Source organism: Buchnera sp. (in: enterobacteria) (assembly GCF_056343165.1).
Map to the genome: position 1 here is coordinate 183,137 of NZ_JBWHTS010000001.1, position 19,540 is coordinate 202,676.

A 19,540-nucleotide genomic window follows, 5' to 3' on the forward strand; every position below is an offset into this window, starting at 1 on the left:
GAGTATAAAAATGGGGAAAAGTAATAATTCATTAAATAAAATTAAAAAATTTTATGAAAATGAGAAAAATTTCCATTTTTCTTATAAAAAAGATAAAATTACAACTTTAAAAGAATATGAAATTGAAATTTTAGAAAATATTAATAACTCTTTTGCAAAAGAGTTTACGGATATTTTTTTTAGTTTTACTAAAAATAATATACAATTAGTTTCTTGCAATACAAGAATCGGATCTTGTAATATTGATGATAAAATTATAAAAAATGCAAGATATTTTAATTTAGTAGAAATATTACCTCATAAAAATCAATCTTTTATAATTTTTTCTTATGATTTTTTATCTATTATCATAGATATTCTATTTGGAGGTCAGGGCAGTTTTATCAATGAAAATAGAAAAATAAAAGATATAACATCTACTGAAAATCTGATAAATAAAAAAATAATTAAATTTATGATAATTTCCTTATCAGAAATTTATAAAAAATATTTTTCATCAGAAATTAATTTTATTCATCAAAAAACATTTTTTGATTTTAAAAATTATAATTTTAATATTAATACAGTATTTGCAATTAATTCTTTTAATTTTAATATTAAAAATATAGAAGTTTGTTTTAATATTTTAATCCCAATTTCAATACTGAAATACATAAACAAAAAAATAGTTGTTTCACTGAGTAATGATTATGAAATAAAAAAAAATATCGAAAATACAATTTCTTTTAATGATATATATAACGTTGAACTAAACATTATATCTAATATAATTGACGTTTCCGTTTCATATAATAAACTTTATAATTTATCGATAGGCGATGTTTTATTAATCGAAAAACCTAATAGTATTACAGGATTTATAGAAGGCAAACCTATATTTTTTGGTAAATATAAAAGGTTTAATGAACAATCTATTGTTTTTATAGAAGAATTTATTAATAATAATTTAGAGTCTAATCAAGATAAGGATAAGGATGCTCTAATGAGTAATATAAAGAAAAACTCTGATAGTAAAAAATTAATCGATTCTGAAAAAAAAATATCTAAGAGTGTCGAGACTAATAAAAATTTATTATTTGAAGAAAATTCAAATAAAAGTGAATTAAATAATTTTAAAAATTCAATAGATAGTAAACATGTTTTGCTAAATACATGTGTTAACATAACTGTGGAATTAGGAAAATCAAAAATAAAAATTAAAGATTTCCTTAAATTTTCAAAAGGAAGCATGTTAATTTTAGACAAATCAACACAAGAACCATTAGATATTTTTATTAACGGTTATCTAATTGCTTCAGGTGAAATTGTAGTTTTAGATAAAAAATATGGTCTTCGTATCACAAAGATAAAAAATTCTTTAAAAAATATAAAAATTGTATCTTAAATTTAAATTTTATGAAAAATAATGTGTTTTTTGAGTCAATATTCAATAATTTTCAATCGATATTTAATAATGAAAAATTTTATCAAATAATTAGTTCATTGTCTGAAATAATATTATTAATATTATTTTTAAGTTGGATCTTAAAAAAGATTTCTTTTTTTAAAATTAATAAAACAATCTCTTGCATGAAAATTATAGATAGATTGTCTGTTGGGTCTCAAGAATCCGTTGTTCTTATAGAAGTTGAAAAAGTAAGATTAGTATTAGGTGTAACGACAAAAAATATTACTCATTTATATACATGCTCATCTTTAAAAGATGAAAAAATAAAAAAAACAGAAAAAATTCTGTTTAAAAAAAAATCTTTTAATCATTTTTTAAAAAATTTTTCTAAAATATCCTGGAAAAAAACAATGTTTTATCGAATTGTTCCATTTTTATTTTTATTATTGCTTTGTCCAACTGTTCGTGCAGAAATGCCTGGATTAACAAGTCACATTTTAGAAGATGGTGGACAAACTTGGTCTGTACCAGTACAAACATTAGTGTTTTTAACGTCTTTAACTTTTCTTCCAGCATTTCTTTTAATGATGACTAGTTTTACAAGGATTGTTATTGTCTTTGGTTTATTGCGAAATGCTTTAGGAACTCCATATGCACCACCAAATCAAATATTACTTGGTTTAGCGCTTTTTTTAACTTTTTTTATTATGTCTCCAACATTTGACAAAATCTATAAAGATGCCTATGTGCCATTCAGTGAAGAAAAGATTAGCATGGAAGATGCCATCTCAAAAGGTTCTCTTCCTTTAAAGAAATTTATGTTAGATCAAACACGTATATCTGATTTAGAATTGTTCTCAAAATTAGCAAAAATGTCTCATTATGAAAATAAAAATGATATACCAATGCGAATTTTGTTACCATCATTTATTACTAGTGAATTAAAAACTGCTTTTCAAATCGGATTTACTATTTTTATACCTTTTTTAATTATTGATTTAGTTGTAGCAAGTGTACTAATGGCGCTTGGTATGATGATGGTACCACCTTCAACAATTTCCTTGCCTTTTAAACTAATGTTGTTTGTTTTAGCAGATGGATGGCAACTTTTAATCACTTCATTAGCACAAAGTTTTAACACATAATATTTTAATAAAATATTTTATGTATTGTAAATAATTTTAAATGAACTCTTAAAATGGAGATGTTTATTTATGACATCTGAATATGTAATGGAATTATTTCATAATGCTATAACAGTTGCATTAATTATTGCGTCGCCATTATTATTAGCATCTTTAATCAGTGGTTTAGTTATTAGCGTGTTGCAGGCAGCTACACAAGTTAATGAGCAGACCTTATCGTTTATTCCTAAAATTATTTCTGTTTTAGGTGTAATATTAATTCTTGGACCTTGGATGTTAGGTGTTATGCTGGATTACATGCATAATTTATTTAATAATATACCATTGATTATCAAATAATGTTAACATTTAATAGTTTGGAGTTGATAACTTTAATTAGTAATTTTTTTTGGCCTATGGTGAGGATTTTATCTTTTTTTTCTGCTGCTCCTATTTTTAACGAGAAACTTATTAACAAAAAGAATAAAATTGTTTTATCTATCATAATTAGTTGGTTAGTATTTCCTTTTTTACCTGAAGTTCATACCGCATTATTTTCATATTTTGGATTTTTATTACTTATAGAACAAATTTTAATTGGTATTGTTTTGGGTTTTACTGCTCAATTGTTATTTGTCACAGTCAATTTATCTGGTGAAATCGTAGGATTACAAATGGGTTTATCATTTGCGACTTTCTTTAGTAATAATAGTCATATCGGTACTTCTATCATATCTCGTTTATTAAGTGTTTTAACTGTATTCTTTTTTCTAATCCTTAATACTCATCTTTATTTAATTTCTATATTAATCAATAGCTTTTATAGCATGCCTATTGATAGTTATTTTTTAAATGTAAATATTTTTTTTTCTTTATTGAAATTCTGCAGTTATATTTTTTTAAATAGTATATTATTTATTTTGCCAATTATGATTGTTTTATTATCTCTTGGATTTATAATGAGTTTATTGAATCGTTTATCACCTCAAATATCTATCTTTTCTATTGGATTCGCATTAAATTTACTAGTTGGGATACTAATGTTATATTTTTTAATACCTGTTACATTTCCTTTTTTTGAAAAAATATTAGATGATTTGATGTTTTTTATAAATAATACATTTTCACGTTTATAACTTTAATTATTATAAATTTAATTAAATTAAATATTTCAAAATATTTTATCAATAAAGTATAATTTTAAAAAAATTATACTTTAGTCTTTATTTTTTATTTAATTTTTCCTTCGTTATATAAAACATGTTTGCGAATCACTGGATCATACTTTTTAAATTTTAATTTATCAGGTGTATTTCTTTTATTTTTAGTTGTAGTGTAATAATGTCCTGTTCCTGCAGATGATATCATTTTTATTTTTTCTCGAGTTTTTTTAGCCATTAATTTACCTTTATTTTTTTTATTACTGCTTCAATCCCTTTCTTATCAATACAACGCATTCCATTAGCTGAAACACGTAATTTAATAAATCTTTTTTCATCAGCCAGCCAAAATCGATGATATTGAATGTTTATTAAAAATTTTCTTTTAGTTGCGTTCATAGCATGAGATCGATTATTACCAATCATTCTTTTTTTGCCAGTAACCTGACATATGCGTGACATAATTTTTTCTCTCAAATTAAAATTTTATATTTGTAAAATCAAAGATATATACTTTAAATCAAAAAATATGATAAGTATCATTTTTACAAAACAAAAAAAATATTTTAACATATTATAAAAAACTATAATAGTTGTTTAATTTTTGATGTTTGTCAAAAAATAAAATTTATTTTTTAAAAAATATTTAAATTAGTTTCAAAAATAATATTAATTGATTTTCAAATATTTTTAAAGATCTCAAGAAAATAGAAAAATATCGTTTTTTTATTATTTTTAATATAAAATATATTATTTTAAATATCAGTCGGTTTATTATAAATTAATTTTTATATTTATAATTTAATGGTAAATCAAGACAATTTTATGAGTATATTTTTATGAATATATATCAGAGATTCTTATCTAAATCTTTGATTTTTTTTTCTGTATTTTTTTTAATTTTTTTATTATTCGTAGAAAGTAACATAGGATTTAAATGGTTATTTAATTTTACTAATCGTTTTTTTATAGGATTAAAAGCAGAAGAAATATCAGGTAATTGGCGTGATTTTACATTAAAAAATATTAAATATAATATTTTTGGAATTACAATAGCAGCTAATAGTGTGCACGTGATACTAGATCCTAGATCTTTGTTTAAAATTACAACAATTTTAAAAAAAATTGAAACAAAAAATTTAATTGTTTCATTAAGGGAAAATATATCTTCCAACTTTTTTAAAAAAAATTTATCTTCTAATATTATAAAAAAAAATATTTTTATAAAATATCCTGTAATTTTCCAAAAAATACATGCTGATAAAATTTTTTTAAAATTTCCTAAAATGAATATATTTTTTTTAAATGTTTTAAGCGGTTTTAAATTAATTGATAACCATATTATTTTTTCACCTACTTATATAGATTCTATTCGTTTGTCATCTGAGAAAGTTAATTTTAAAAAAAAAAATATTTTAAAAAAATTAATTTTTAAAAAAAAAATTAATAGTACTGAAAAAATATATAGTTTTTTACATTTTTTTTCAAATGTAAAAATAAATTTTATTCCATTTAATATTAATTTAAAATTTTTAAAATGCAATAAAATAGAGCTCTCAAAAAGTAAAAATCATAATATTTTTCAATTAGAGTTAAAAGCTAAAAAAGAAAATAGTATTTTAAAAATTAAAAAAATAAAATTAATTTCTTCTTTTTTGCAAATAAATTCTCATGGAAGCATCTATTTTAATAATCATTCAATTTCATGTTTTATGAATAACAGAATACTGATACCAAGATTGCATAATAGAATTATAAATTTTTCATTTAGATCTAATTTGAATACATATAAAAAATTGGTATTTCAGTTAAATTCTAAAGATTTATATAAAATTCAAATGTATGGTTCAATACTTTTAAATAATTTAGATTATCCATTTTTTATAAAATTAAAAATGAAAAATCTATTCTGGTCAATTAAAAAAAAATCTATATTTAAAATAGATTATTTCAATGGTTTATTAAAAGGGAAAATAAATAATTATTTTTTATCTTTAAAAAATGTTTTTACTTTAAAAGGTTTACCTTCAGTTTGTATGAATGTTCAAGGTGAAGGTAATTTAAAAGATATATTTTTAAAAAAAATTAAATTAGTTCCAATGAAAGAAAAAAAATTCTTTAAAAAAATAATTAATTCTGCAGATAATATCAAATATAATGAATATATATTAAGATTAATAGGAAATATTAATATAAAAGGGAAAACTGATAAAACGTATAATTTATATGCTCCTAAAATAAATTTAAATGGCAATGTAATGAGAAAAAAATTCTCTATACTAGGTTCTGTATCTTATAAAAATTTAAATATTATAGAAATTCCTGGAATGAATATATTGTTAGGAAATAATAAATTATATTTAAGAGGTTTATTAGGAAAAAAGAATAAAATTTATTCTACTTTTAATGCTGATAATTTAGATTATTTTTTACCTAATTTAAACGGTAAAATTAAAGCAAAAATAAATTTTAATAGTGATTCTTGTTTTTCTAATATAACTAGTAATATGTTAGCTACTAATTTAGATTGGGATAATACATATTTAAAAAAATTGAAAATACTTACAAAAATTAATCTTAAAAATAAATTTTTGGGAAATATGATGATAGATGCAAAAAAAATAAATTTTTATAATTTTCATGTTAATACCTTGCATATACAAGCTAGTTCGAATAATTATAAACAAAATTTTTCTTTTTTATTAAAAAGTCGTTCATTGTATATAAATTTCATGATAAATGGAACTTTTAATCAAAAGACAGGAAATTGGCATGGTCTGTTTAAAAAAATTAATATAAAAACTTTTTGGGGACAAATAACTGCAAAAAAAAATAATTTAATCGATTATCATGATTCAAATGATGATATTAATAATTTTTATAAGATGAGTATTAAAAAAAGCAATATTTTTTTATCAACTTTATATGATGCAAAGATGTCTTTTTTAAATATATTTGATCCATTGCTTTTTAATTTTAAAAGTCAATTATCTATTAATTCAAAATTCAAATGGATATTAGGAAAAAGAATTTCTTATGGGAAAATAATATTAATAGGTAATCATGTTGAATTACAAAAAAAGATAAACAAAAAATTTTTAATTGAGAATATAGATTATTTAAAAATATCTATTAATTTAATAAAAAACAATTTTGAAAGTAAATGGACAGTCAAAAAAATAAATAGTCTATTAAAAGATAAAAATATTATTGGATATTTAAATATTGCAGATATTTATGATAAAAAAATTATAAATGGTAAATTTAATATTTCTAATTTTCCTTTTTCTTTCATAAATTTTTTTACAGCAAACTTCAAACAAGTAAATGGTATTTTTCAAAGCAAAATAAAATTTTTTGGAACTTTTGATCAGCCTAAAGTTTCGGCTGATGTTAGTTTTCAAAATATTTTCATTAAAAGTAACAAGATATTAAAGTATATAACTTTATTTTTTCCTTATTTTACAGGTAAGTTAGATGCTATAAAAATTGATCAAGAAATCGTAATGAAACAAGGAAATATATTATTTACATTGAATCCATTTTTTAAGAATCCCGATAATATCGAATGGACTCTTTTTTTTAATAGTAAAAAAATATCAGTATCAGTTTTTTCTAAAATGAAAGTAAAATTTTCTTCTGAATTGAATTTACATTATTTATTTTCTAAATATGATTTGATTGGATATATAAAGTTTGCTTTATTTTATTTTAAAATTAACGAAAAAAATTTTATTTTTTAACTTTTATTAAAAAATTTTATTTTTTTGAAATATGTTATATTTTTTTAGCACGTTCATATGCAATTTTAATTTCTGACTTCGCATCTTGACAATCTCCCCACCCAATAATTTTTACCCATTTTTCTTTTTCTAAATTTTTATAATATTGAAAAAAATGAGAAATTTGTTTTTTTAATAATTCTGATATATCTGATATATCATTTATATTTTTATAATCTTGACAAATCTTGCTTTTTGGTACAGCTATAATTTTAGCATCGTCTCCTGATTCATCATGCATTTTTAAGATTCCAATTGGTTTGCAGTGAATGACACAGTTATTTTGTATTGGATAATGAGAAGATACTAAAACATCTAAAGGATCACCGTCTAAAGATAAAGTTTGATTAATATATCCGTAGTTACAAGGATAAAACATTGGAGTAGGTATAAATCGATCCACAAAAAGCATGCCTGATTTTTTATCTATTTCATATTTAACAGGGGATGAATTTGCAGAAATTTCTATGATGACGTATATATCATTTGGGATATTATCACCTGCAATAATGTTGTTAAAATTCATTTTCTTCCTTAATAAAATAATATTTATTCGATCGATTTTTTAATAAAATGATTGAATAAAGTTACAAGTTTAAAAAAATTTTAACATTGAAGAATAATTATATCTACACTTTATATAAAGTAATTTATTTTAATTTTAAGTGTTTTTGAATATAATATTTGTATATAAAAACATACTTCTAAGGATTTACATATATGCAATTAATTAGAGAAATAGAAAAAGAAGAATTGTTTCTTTTAAATACAGTAAAAAAAACTCTTCAATTACCTAAAAATAAAAATATCGCTATTGAAGTATTTATAAAAAAAACAATAGGTATCAGTATTAAAATTAGAAATAGCATTATTGAAAATGTAGAATTTAATAGCGATGGTGCGCTATTTATAACAGTTTATAATAAGTTTTCTAAAGGTAGTGTTTCATCTAAAAATTTTAGTATTGATAGTATTAAAAAAATGTTAGAAATGGCTATTAACATTTCAAATTATTCTTCTTCAGATTTTTTTTCAGGTTTGCCAGATGTAAAACTTTTATGTTTTCGTTCCATGGAACTTGATTTATTTCATCCATGGGAATTTAATTTGGAAAAAGCAATTAATTTTTCTATTTTATTAGAAAAATCAGCCTTTAAATTTGATAAAAGAATTACTAATAGCGAAGGTAGTTTTTTTAATAGTCATACAACCGTAAATGTTTTTGGCAATAGTTTAGGTGTTTTAGAAAAATATAAATCTACTCGTTATTCAACTTATAATTGTATGATTGCTCAAGATAAAAACTCCATGCAAAGAGATTTTGATTATTCTATTTCGAGAAAAATAGATGACTTAGTGGGACCAGAAATACTAGGCCAGAGAACTGCTAAACGAGCTATCTCTAGATTAGGTTCTCGAAAAATACACACCATGAAGTCTCCAGTTATTTTTTCATCAGAAATATCTCATATTTTTTTTTCACATCTTGCCAGTGCTATTAGTGGCGATAATGTTTATCAGAAATATACATTTTTAATCAATGATTTAAAAAATAGAATTTTTCCTGATTGGCTTAATATTGAAGAAGATCCCCACTTAAAGAAAGGTTTAGGAAGCAAACCTTTTGATAATGAAGGTGTAATTACAAAAGAAAAATACATTATTAAAAATGGAATATTACAAACGTGGTTATTAAATAGTTATAATGCCCGCAAACTAAATTTAGAAAGCACAGGAAATTGCGGTGGAATTTATAATTGGTTAGTTTCGAATAGCGGAATATCCTTTAAAGAACTTTTAAAAAAGATGAATAACGGTATATTAGTAACAGAATTAATGGGACAAGGTATAGATATAATTAGTGGGAATTATTCACGTGGAGCAGTGGGTTTTTGGGTTGAAAAAGGAAAAATATCTTATCCTATCAACGAAATTACGATATCTGGGAATTTACGAAATATGTGGAATGATATTATTGGAATTAGTAACGATATTGATAGACGCAATAATATTCAATGTGGTTCGGTATTATTATCTAAAATACAAATTTCTGGAAATTAAATTGTATTTTATTATGTTTTAAAAAAATAAAGGTAATAGATTTATTACCTTTACAAAATTTTTTTGGATTAGAAGTTGACCTATAAGCCGGGTTCTGTTTCAACAGTCATTCATCTAGATTAGTAATCACTTACTAATTCAAGCAGTCTACCCAGGTTTATAAAGTACGAGCAATACAGAATAATTCAACCTATATTTGACTTTGCTCCGGGTGGAGTTTACCATGCCATAAATTGTTGCCAATTATGCGGTGTGCTCTTACCACACCTTTTCACCCTGGCCATATTTTTTATAAAATAGGTGGTTTATTTTCTGTTGCACTAGTCATAAGCTTGCGCTTTCCAGATGTTATCTGGCACCCTGCTCTATGGAGCCCGGACTTTCCTCTCTTTAATTTCCAGAAACTAAACAGCGACTGTTTGGTCAACTTCAATCAATGAATAATACATTGTTTTAATAATTTTGTCATTGTTCTTTTTTTATTGCATATTGATATAAATTATTTTTATTAATTTTATGTATTTGAGAAGTAATTAAAACTGATCTTTTTAATGAAAGAAATTTTCTCAATATGAAAAATGTATCTAATATATTTTGTGGTATATTATACGCATCTAATTTTTTAAAACCATCAATAATAATTACCATTTCTCCTTTATAACGATATTTATCGTTTTTAAGCCACTGAAGCATTAAATGTGCTTTCGCTCCATAAATAGATTCCCATTTTTTTGTAATTTCTCTTGCTATTACTATATGTCTATTTTCATCTATTTGTTCTATTATATCTTGCATACTTCGTAGTATTCTGTACTTTGATTCATAAAAAATAATTGTTCTTTTTTCTTCTTTCAGAGAATGAAGTAAATCACATCTCATTTTTTTTTTAGAAGGTAGAAACCCTTCATAGCAAAAACTGCTATTTATTATTCCAGAAGCACTTAATGCTGTAATAGCAGCACAAGGTCCTGGAAGGGGAATGACTTTTATATTTAAAACATGACATTTTTTTATTAATATTACACCTGGATCATTAATAACTGGAGTACCTGCATTAGAAACCAAGGCAATTTTTTCTCCTTTTTTTAGTTTTTTAATTAAGTTATCACTTTGTTTTTTTTCATTGTCTTTATTCATTAATATTAAATTGTTTTTAATATTGAAATGTTGAAGTAAAATATTAGTGTGTTGTATGTTTTCAGCTGCAATTAGATGAACATTTTTTAATATTTCCAATGCTCTATAAGTAATATCTGAAAGATTACCGATAGGTGTTGGTACAATATAAAGAATACCCATATATAATTCATTCATTTTTTTATCCATAAAATATTGTGATATGTGTGATAATAATTAAAACTTAATTTAAATTTTTTATTTAAATATAAAATTTTTAGGTTTGTACTGTTAATTTTAATTTAATATATGATTTTTTATAAGCATAGAGATTAAAAATGAGACGAGTAGTTATAACAGGAATTGGGATTGTTTCTAGTATTGGTAATAATAAGAAAGAAGTGCTTAACTCTTTATATAATGGAGCTTCTGGAATTGTTTTTTCAGAAGAAATGAAAAAATTAGGCATGCGCAGTAATGTTTGGGGTAATATTAAATTAAAGAATATAGATATGGTAGCACAAAAATCGTCTCGATTTATGAATAATGCTGCTAGATATTCTTTTGTAGCTATGGTTGAAGCTATTAAAGATGCAAAATTAAAAAATAAAGAGTATCAAAAAAATTCTCGTATTGGATTAATTACTGGATCAGGATGTAGTTTTTCAAAAAGTTTTTTAAAAACTGATATAAATATGATGAAAAACACATGTTTTTCTAACAGTGTTAGTCCTTATCTTGCAGTTAAAAACATGCCTTCTAACATATCAGCTTGTTTGTCTACTTTATTTCAAATTCATGGAATAACTTATTCTATAAGTTCAGCTTGTGCTACCTCTGCTCATTGTATTGGCAATGCATTTGAATTAATTCAAATTGGTAAACAAGATCTTATTTTTGCAGGTGGGGGCGAAGAAATAAGTTTAGAATTAGCCAGTCAATTCGATGCAATGAAAGTTCTTTCTGCTCATTTTAATAATAATCCTGTAAAAGCATCACGTGTCTATGATATAAATCGTGATGGTTTTGTTATTTCAGGTGGAGCGGGAATATTAGTTATTGAAGAATTAAATTCTGCTTTATCTCGTTCTGCTCGTATTTATGCAGAAATCATAGGGTATGCTGCAACATCTGATGGTTTTAATATGGTTTTGCCTTCAGGTAGCGGAGCATTTCGTTGTATGAATTTAGCAAGAAAAGATAAAAGCATATCTATCGATTATCTGAATGTACATGGAACTTCTACGAAAATTGGTGATCTAGTAGAGCTAAAAGCAATTAAAAAAGTATTTTTAAACGAAAAAAAACCAATGATTTCAGCAACAAAATCAATAACAGGTCATTCATTAGGAGCTTCAGGAGTACATGAAATTATTTATACTTTATTAATGTTAAAATACAATTTTATAGCTCCTTCTATTAATATTGAAAAATTGGAATCTTTTGCAGAAAATATGAATATTATTCAAAAAACTACAAAAGCAAATATTAATACAGCTATGTCTAATAGTTTTGGTTTCGGTGGTGCTAATGTCTCATTAATAATAAAAAAATATTAATATGTTCTATCACTAATGATTCTAATTTATATGATGTATTGAAAATATTTATGCATTTTTTAAAAGTTATTTTAATATTAAGAAAAAATATATTTTATCTGTGTTTAAATAGTGCTAGTCAGGAAAAATCATTTTAATATTTTAATATTAAAATGATTTTTTATTATTATTATAATGTCTACGTAATAAATATTTAGTGAAATATATATTTATTATTTTTAATTAATATATTTTAAATTTATATTATTTTTTTTTTAAAAAAGAGAAGTTAAATATGAATCAACTTGATGCTTTAAAAAAATTTTCAAAGATTGTTGCTGATACTAGTGATATAGAATCTATTTGCAAATATAAACCAGAGGATGCAACTACTAATCCATCTTTAATACTGCAAGCAGTGAATTCAAGTATTAATCAGATTTTTATTGATCAAGCCATAAAATACGCAAGAAAGAAAGGGGGTTTATATTCAGAAAAAATAATTAATGCAAGTGATAAAATATTAGTCGATATCGGAATAGAAATTTTAAAAAAAATACCTGGTTATGTATCTAGTGAAGTGGATGCTCGTTTATCTTTTAATATGGAAAAATGTGTTTTGAAAGCAAAAAAATTAATTAATTTATACGAAGAGCAAGGAGTTTCTAGGAATAGAGTTTTAATTAAATTAGCTGCTACATGGGAATGTATAAAAGCTGCAGAAGAACTTAAAAAAGATAATATTCTGTGCAATTTAACTCTTTTATTTTCTTTTGCACAAGCACGTGCTTGTGCAGAAGCAAATGTTTTTTTAATATCTCCATTTGTTGGACGTATTTACGATTGGTATATTTCTCAAGATTTACTATCTAAATCTTTTTCTGGAAAAGATCCAGGTGTAATATCTGTTTGTAAAATATATGAATATTATAAAAAGTATGATTATAAAACTATTATTATGGGGGCTAGCTTCCGTAATATTCAACAAATATTATATTTATCTGGATGTGATCGATTAACTATTTCACCTGTTTTATTAAAAGAACTTCAATCTAATACTGGGAAAATTGAAAGACAGCTCACTCCACCTAAATTTGTTTTATCTCCTCCTATAAAAGAACTTTCTGAAGAAGAGTTTCGATGGGAACATAATCAAGATGCGATGGCAGCAGAAAAGTTATCTGAAGGTATACGTAATTTTGGACAAGATCAATTATATTTAGAAGAAATGCTTTCTAAAAAAATATAAATAGATTTAAAAAATAAAAATTGATTTTAAATTTTTTCATCTAAAAGGAAAATATATGTGTTCACGAAGAGAATTAGCTAATGCAATTCGCATATTAAGTGTAGATGCCGTACAAAATGCACAATCAGGCCATCCTGGCATGCCTATGGGTATGGCAGATATCGCCGAAGTTTTATGGAGAGATTTTATAAAACATAATCCCAAAAATCCTAATTGGCATAATCGTGATCGATTTATACTATCCAATGGACATGGTTCAATGTTGTTGTATAGTTTGTTGCATCTTTCAGGATATGATTTATCAATAGAAGAACTGAAAAATTTTAGACAACTTGATTCAAAAACACCTGGACATCCTGAAACAGGTGAAACACCTGGCGTTGAAACAACTACTGGCCCATTAGGACAGGGATTAGCAAACGCTGTTGGTATGGCTATTGCAGAAAGAACTTTAAGCTCTTATTTTAATCGACCAGAACATAATATAGTTGATCATTATACGTGGGTTTTTATTGGTGATGGTTGTTTAATGGAAGGCATTTCTCATGAAGTATGTTCTTTAGCAGGAACTTTAAATCTTGGAAAATTAATTGTTTTTTATGATAAAAACGGGATTTCAATAGATGGAAAAACATCTAATTGGTTTACTGATGATACAGCAAAACGTTTTGAATCTTACAATTGGCATGTAGTGAATTCTGTGAATGGTCATGATTCAGAATCTATAAAAAAAAGTATTAAAGAAGCAAAATTAATAAAAAACAAACCCTCTATTATTATTTGTAATACTATTATTGGTTTTGGTTCTCCTAATAAATCAGGTACAGCAGAATCACATGGAGCTCCGCTTGGTGAAATGGAAATTTCTTTAACTAGAAAACAATTACATTGGAATTATCCTCCTTTTGAAATACCTGAAAAAATTTATAAAAAATGGAATTTCATAGAACAAGGTTTTGAACTTGAAAAAAAATGGAATAAAAAGTTTTCTTCGTATAAATCTAAATATCCTGATTTATCAATCGAATACTTAAGACGAATGAATAAAGATTTGCCTTTAAATTGGAATGAAAAAACCAGGGATTATATTCGCTTTTTACAAGACAATAGAAAAAATATTGCTAGTCGTAAAGCATCACAAAATACACTAGAAAAGTATTCTGAAATGTTACCTGAATTAATAGGTGGTTCAGCAGATCTATCACCAAGTAACTTAACTATGTCGTCTTATTCTAATTCGATACTAGATAACTTATCTGGAAATTATATTCATTATGGAGTTCGTGAATTTGGTATGACAGCTATTGCAAATGGTATATCTCATCATGGAGGGTTCATTCCTTATACTGCTACATTTTTAATCTTTGTTGAATATGCACGTAATGCAGTTCGTATGGCAGCTTTAATGAATACTAAGCATATTTTTGTATATACTCATGATTCTATTGGATTGGGTGAAGATGGTCCTACACATCAGCCTATAGAACAATTATCCAGTTTACGAATGACTCCTAATTTAGATGTTTGGAGACCTAGTGATCAAGTAGAAACAGCAGTGGCCTGGAAAAAAGCTATCGAAAAAAAATCAGGACCTACAGCGTTAATTTTATCACGTCAAAATCTTATTCAATTGGATAGAAACGCTAAACAATTAGATAACATTTCTCGTGGAGCATATATATTGTATGATTCCAAAAAATCACTCGATGTTATTTTTATATCAACTGGTTCAGAAATAAATATCACTTTAGTTTCAGCAAAAAAACTTGTTTCTTTAGGTTATTCTGTACGTGTAGTATCAATGCCTTCTACTAATGTTTTTGATAAACAAGAGAGTTCTTACAAAGAATTTATATTACCGTCTTATGTTTCTAAGCGCATTGCAATTGAAGCAAGTATAGAGGATTTTTGGTATAAATATGTAGGAATCAATGGTTTAATTATTGGAATGAAAACGTTTGGTGATTCTGCTCCAGCAGAAGATTTATTAAAAAAATTTGGTTTCACTGTCGAAAATATAGTTAAAAAATCAATAAATTTATTAAAATCTTAACTTATATTAAAGAATTTTAAGCAATCATGAGGATGAGTTATAGCCTCATGATTTTAAAAAAATAGTAATATTTATTAATAATGTCAACATACGATAAAAGATAAGGAAAAACATGATTTGCTCAGTCACTAAATTAGCACAAAAATTAATTTCTATCCCATCTATCAGTCCAAAAGATTTAGGTTGTCAAGATATTATTATAAAGCGTTTATCCGCAATAGGTTTTAAAATTAAAGTGATTAATTTTAATGATACAAAAAATTTCTGGGCTTTTAGGGGTGCAGGAAAAACATTAACATTTGCAGGTCATACAGATGTAGTATCACCGGGTCAAAGTCAAGATTGGCATACTAATCCTTTTGAACCAGTAATTAAAAATGGATTTTTATTTGGTCGAGGTTCTTCAGATATGAAGGGTGCTTTAGCAGCAATGATTATTGCAACTGAAAGATTCATAAAAAAATTTCCAAACCATAGTGGACGTTTATCTTTTCTGATTACTTCCGATGAAGAATCTAGTGCGGTTAATGGAACAATAAAAGTAGTAGAATATTTAATTTCTAAAAATGATTTTATTGATTACTGTTTAGTTGGTGAACCTTCAAGTAATTCGGTAGTTGGTGATGTTATAAAAAATGGTCGACGTGGTTCGATTACGGCAAATTTAACTATTAATGGAATACAGGGACATATTGCATATCCTGATCTAGCAGATAATCCTATACATAAAGGATTGCCTATTATTTTAAAAATATTGTCCATGCGGTTAGATAGTGGAAATAATTTTTTTTCACCAACTAGTATAAATATTTCTAATATTCATGCAGGAGACGGAACGAATAATATTATTCCAGGATCTTTATTTGTTCAGTTTAATATTCGATTTAGCACAGAAGTATCTGAGAAAGACATTCAATCTGAAATAGTTAATATACTAGATAAAAATAACATTAATTATTCAATTAAATGGTTATTTTCAGGAAAACCATTTCTTACTAAGAAAGGTTTATTAATAGAAACTGTAATACAGTCTATTTTTAATTTTAATAAAAAAAAACCTATCTTATCTACTTCTGGCGGCACTTCTGATGGGCGATTTATTTCCTTAATGGGTTCAGAAGTAGTAGAATTAGGATTGATTAATAATACAATTCACAAGGTTAACGAATGTGTCAAAATATCTGATTTGCAATTATTAAGTTATATGTATGAAGATATTATGAAAAAGTTATTAACTTAATGTTTTTAAAAATATTTTTACAATTTATTTTTAATTTTTTTATAAATGATGCAGAATATCATGGAGATAGTCTGCAACAATTATTATAAATCAATAAAAATATTTTTTAAATCTTAATTATGTTTTTAAAAAATTATATATTTTATATAGGAGGAAATATATCATAACTTTCTTTTTCTAGATCTTTATCTTGATAAGGAATACTGTATTCTTCTTTTTGACTAGGGATGCTAATTCCTTTTGGAATAATTAATTTTTTAAACTCATGTTTTTTAGTATCAAAATTCAAAATATAATTTTTATGGAAATCTGTTAATGTACAAGATGTTATTAAAAACATATTTAATATTTGAAATATAATTATTTTTTTTGAAAATTTTTTATAATATTTTAAGATTAGCATATTTCATTGCTTTTTCAAGTTTAAAACGTGTAGTATCTAAAATAGGAGTCATAGGCAAACGAAGTGTATCACTTTTTATTAATCCTACTTTTTTAGCTAACCATTTTATAGGAATAGGATTGGGTTCTATAAATAAAGCTTCATGTAATAACATTAGGCGTTTATTAATAGATCTGGCCTTAATAAAGTTTCCTTTTAATGCGTATGAACACATTTGCATCATTTCTTTTGCAGCAACATTCGCTGTTACTGATATCACACCTTGACCACCTAATTGCATGAAATCTAAAGCTGTTGCATCGTCTCCACTAATTAATAAAAAATTACTTTTAACTGATTCTTTTATTTTATTAATTCTTGATAAATCTCCAGTTGCCTCTTTAATTCCTATGATATTTTCAAGCTTAGATAGTTTATAAACTGTTTCTGGAAGTAAATCACATCCAGTACGACTCGGAACATTATACAGAATTTGTGGCAGTTCAGTATTTTCTGAAATGGCTTTGAAATGTTGATATAATCCTTCTTGAGTAGGTCTGTTATAATATGGTGTAACTGTTAGACAACCCGCAACACCGGATTTTTCAAATCTTTTTGTTAAAGATATTGCTTCTGTTGTTGCATTTGCTCCCGTTCCTGCAATAATTGGAATACGTTTGTCTGCTAGTTCTAAAGTCAGCATGACAACATTTATGTGTTCTTCTTGACTAAGTGTTGCGGATTCTCCAGTGGTTCCTATAGAAACAATGGCTTTAGTTTTATTCCTAATATGATAATTAATTAATCTTTCTAAACTAGAACGACAAATCCGACCTTTTTCATCCATGGGTGTAATCAGTGCAACAATACTTCCTTTGAACATTAGCGGTCCTCCTCCATAAAAAATATTTTATGGGATTTTTGACACATTTAAAAATTAAGTATATAGAAATTATTCGTATAATATATTGAAAAATATAATTTTTTTTTAAATATGGAAATATTCAATAATATGATTTATATTATCAAGTGTTAATTATTTAATATAATAAAAAATATTTTTGATATTAATTTATATTAAATAATTTATTTTTATAAATTTATTGCTTTCGATTGAATAATACAAGATTTTAATATGCTAGACAATATTCAATTTTTTTAGAGAAAAATATAAAGTTTTAAAAATAAATTTTTATTTTATTGTTAAAAATATTTTATTTTTGATCAAAATATTATATATGTTATATAGTAGTGCTACTAAATAAATTAGTAGCATTAATTTTTTAAATAAAGTTATTCACCACCACATTGTGCACGAAATCTTAATAAGTGATCCATTAAAACAATTGCTACCATTGCCTCAGTGATTGGTACAGCACGTAATCCTACACATGGGTCATGTCGACCCTTAGTTGTTATTTGAACTGTTTCGTTCTTTTTATTGATAGTGTTTCCTATTTTTCGAATACTTGATGTAGGCTTGAATGCTGCTTTTAATACAATCGTTTCACCATTACTAATTCCACCCAAAATTCCGCCAGAATGATTAGTAGAAAATCCTGTTGAGGTTATTTCATCACGATGTTGGCTTCCTTTTTGTTTTACTACTGCAAATCCATCTCCAATTTCTATTCCTTTCACAGCATTAATACTCATGACTGCATGTGCTAAATCCGCATCAAGACGATCAAAAACTGGTTCTCCAAGTCCTATAGGAATATTTTCAGCGACAACTGTTATTTCTGCTCCAATTGAATCACCTATTTTTTTTAAATTTTTAATGAGTTTTTCAAGTTCTGAAATTTTTTCAGTATCAGCACAGAAAAAAGGATTGTTTTCTACTTCCTTCCATGATTTAAAAGAGCATTGAATATTACCCATTTCTGATAAATACGCACGTATAGTTATTCCGTATTTTTTTTTAAGATATTTTTTGGCGATAGCACCTGCTGCAACTCGCATGGCAGTTTCGCGTGCGGAAGATCTTCCTCCACCACGATAATCTCTTATTCCATATTTTTTTTGATACGTGTAATCAGCGTGTCCTGGTCGGAATAAGTTTTTAATATCACTATAATCTTTAGAGCGCTGATCATTATTGTAAATAATTAAACCAATGCTAGTACCAGTTGTAAAACCTTCAAATATACCAGAAAGTATATGAATTTTGTCTAATTCACAACGCGGCGTTGTATAACGAGAAGTGCCTGGTCGTCTTCGATTTAAATCGTATTGTAAATCTTCAATAGATAACTTGAGACCCGGTGGTGTTCCATCAACTATACATCCTAATGCTTCTCCATGTGATTCACCAAAGGTAGTTACACAAAATATTTTTCCAATTGTATTTCCAGACATCTTGATTCTTCTATGATAATTAAAATGAAATAATGTAACTATACAGAATAAATAAAAAAATTGATTTTTATTTTTAAAAATAAATAATTA

The 19,540-nt window shown here is 25.0% G+C and carries 17 protein-coding genes and 1 other RNA gene; 10 read left to right on the forward strand and 8 right to left on the reverse strand.

The features are described 5' to 3' along the window. The first annotated feature begins 10 nt into the window (after positions 1 to 10). From fliN to fliR, 4 genes are all read left to right on the forward strand, one after another. A complete protein-coding gene (gene fliN / locus ACTP5B_RS00985; RefSeq protein WP_464829206.1) occupies positions 11 to 1,384 on the forward strand; it encodes a flagellar motor switch protein FliN in 1,374 nt (457 codons plus the stop codon). An 11-nt stretch (positions 1,385 to 1,395) separates the two neighbouring features. Further along, complete coding sequence (fliP, locus tag ACTP5B_RS00990) at positions 1,396 to 2,532, forward strand: flagellar type III secretion system pore protein FliP (protein ID WP_464829207.1); 1,137 nt, start codon at positions 1,396 to 1,398, stop codon at positions 2,530 to 2,532. 69 nt (positions 2,533 to 2,601) lie between these two features. Then, entirely contained in the window at positions 2,602 to 2,871 is a 270-nt protein-coding gene (gene fliQ / locus ACTP5B_RS00995; RefSeq protein ID WP_464829208.1) for a flagellar biosynthesis protein FliQ, read from the forward strand. After that, positions 2,871 to 3,647, forward strand: coding sequence for a flagellar biosynthetic protein FliR (gene fliR / locus ACTP5B_RS01000; RefSeq protein ID WP_464829210.1), 777 nt, complete (start codon positions 2,871 to 2,873; stop codon positions 3,645 to 3,647). Before fliQ ends, fliR begins: the two co-directional genes overlap by 1 nt. A gap of 94 nt (positions 3,648 to 3,741) precedes the next feature. Here fliR and rpmG read toward each other — a convergent pair whose 3' ends face one another. Then, positions 3,742 to 3,909 carry a 50S ribosomal protein L33 gene (rpmG, locus tag ACTP5B_RS01005; RefSeq protein WP_014499249.1) on the reverse strand — a complete coding sequence of 56 codons (168 nt, stop codon included), beginning with the start codon at positions 3,907 to 3,909 and terminating at the stop codon, positions 3,742 to 3,744. Continuing rightward, a complete protein-coding gene (gene rpmB / locus ACTP5B_RS01010; protein WP_464829212.1) occupies positions 3,909 to 4,133 on the reverse strand; it encodes a 50S ribosomal protein L28 in 225 nt (74 codons plus the stop codon). Before rpmB ends, rpmG begins: the two co-directional genes overlap by 1 nt. Before the next feature lie 377 nt (positions 4,134 to 4,510). Between rpmB and ACTP5B_RS01015 the strand changes: the two genes are divergently transcribed. After that, positions 4,511 to 7,414 (forward strand): translocation/assembly module TamB, encoded by a 2,904-nt coding sequence (locus ACTP5B_RS01015; protein WP_464829213.1) that lies wholly within the window; start codon positions 4,511 to 4,513, stop codon positions 7,412 to 7,414. Between the two features lie 34 nt (positions 7,415 to 7,448). Here the strand turns inward: ACTP5B_RS01015 and ppa are convergent, their stop codons facing one another. Beyond that, positions 7,449 to 7,979 carry an inorganic diphosphatase gene (gene ppa / locus ACTP5B_RS01020; protein ID WP_464829215.1) on the reverse strand — a complete coding sequence of 177 codons (531 nt, stop codon included), beginning with the start codon at positions 7,977 to 7,979 and terminating at the stop codon, positions 7,449 to 7,451. Positions 7,980 to 8,173: 194 nt separating this feature from the next. Here ppa and pmbA point away from each other — a divergent pair, with 194 nt between their 5' ends. Then, entirely contained in the window at positions 8,174 to 9,514 is a 1,341-nt protein-coding gene (pmbA, locus tag ACTP5B_RS01025) for a metalloprotease PmbA (protein WP_464829216.1), read from the forward strand. A gap of 67 nt (positions 9,515 to 9,581) precedes the next feature. Here the strand turns inward: pmbA and rnpB are convergent. Both rnpB and rsmI read right to left on the reverse strand, forming a co-directional pair. Next, positions 9,582 to 9,945, reverse strand: an RNA gene (gene rnpB, locus ACTP5B_RS01030) — RNase P RNA component class A. 34 nt (positions 9,946 to 9,979) lie between these two features. Beyond that, positions 9,980 to 10,828: a 16S rRNA (cytidine(1402)-2'-O)-methyltransferase gene (gene rsmI, locus ACTP5B_RS01035; protein ID WP_464829218.1), complete on the reverse strand. Its 849-nt coding sequence runs from the start codon at positions 10,826 to 10,828 to the stop codon at positions 9,980 to 9,982. A 140-nt stretch (positions 10,829 to 10,968) separates the two neighbouring features. Here rsmI and ACTP5B_RS01040 point away from each other — a divergent pair, with 140 nt between their 5' ends. The 4 genes from ACTP5B_RS01040 to dapE all read left to right on the forward strand — a co-directional run bounded on the left by ACTP5B_RS01040 (position 10,969) and on the right by dapE (position 16,710). After that, positions 10,969 to 12,189 carry a beta-ketoacyl synthase N-terminal-like domain-containing protein gene (locus ACTP5B_RS01040; RefSeq protein ID WP_464829220.1) on the forward strand — a complete coding sequence of 407 codons (1,221 nt, stop codon included), beginning with the start codon at positions 10,969 to 10,971 and terminating at the stop codon, positions 12,187 to 12,189. A gap of 274 nt (positions 12,190 to 12,463) precedes the next feature. Beyond that, entirely contained in the window at positions 12,464 to 13,417 is a 954-nt protein-coding gene (gene tal, locus ACTP5B_RS01045; protein ID WP_464829222.1) for a transaldolase, read from the forward strand. A 55-nt stretch (positions 13,418 to 13,472) separates the two neighbouring features. Next, positions 13,473 to 15,470 (forward strand): transketolase, encoded by a 1,998-nt coding sequence (gene tkt / locus ACTP5B_RS01050; RefSeq protein WP_464829224.1) that lies wholly within the window; start codon positions 13,473 to 13,475, stop codon positions 15,468 to 15,470. Positions 15,471 to 15,582: 112 nt separating this feature from the next. After that, positions 15,583 to 16,710: a succinyl-diaminopimelate desuccinylase gene (gene dapE / locus ACTP5B_RS01055; RefSeq protein WP_464829226.1), complete on the forward strand. Its 1,128-nt coding sequence runs from the start codon at positions 15,583 to 15,585 to the stop codon at positions 16,708 to 16,710. 142 nt (positions 16,711 to 16,852) lie between these two features. Here dapE and ACTP5B_RS01060 read toward each other — a convergent pair whose 3' ends face one another. The 3 genes from ACTP5B_RS01060 to aroC all read right to left on the reverse strand — a co-directional run bounded on the left by ACTP5B_RS01060 (position 16,853) and on the right by aroC (position 19,450). Next, complete coding sequence (locus ACTP5B_RS01060; protein ID WP_464829228.1) at positions 16,853 to 17,050, reverse strand: hypothetical protein; 198 nt, start codon at positions 17,048 to 17,050, stop codon at positions 16,853 to 16,855. Positions 17,051 to 17,090: 40 nt separating this feature from the next. Further along, positions 17,091 to 17,975, reverse strand: a complete 885-nt coding sequence (gene dapA, locus ACTP5B_RS01065) for a 4-hydroxy-tetrahydrodipicolinate synthase (protein ID WP_464829230.1) — start codon at positions 17,973 to 17,975, stop codon at positions 17,091 to 17,093. A gap of 410 nt (positions 17,976 to 18,385) precedes the next feature. After that, positions 18,386 to 19,450, reverse strand: coding sequence for a chorismate synthase (aroC, locus tag ACTP5B_RS01070; protein ID WP_464829232.1), 1,065 nt, complete (start codon positions 19,448 to 19,450; stop codon positions 18,386 to 18,388). Positions 19,451 to 19,540: the final 90 nt, after the last annotated feature.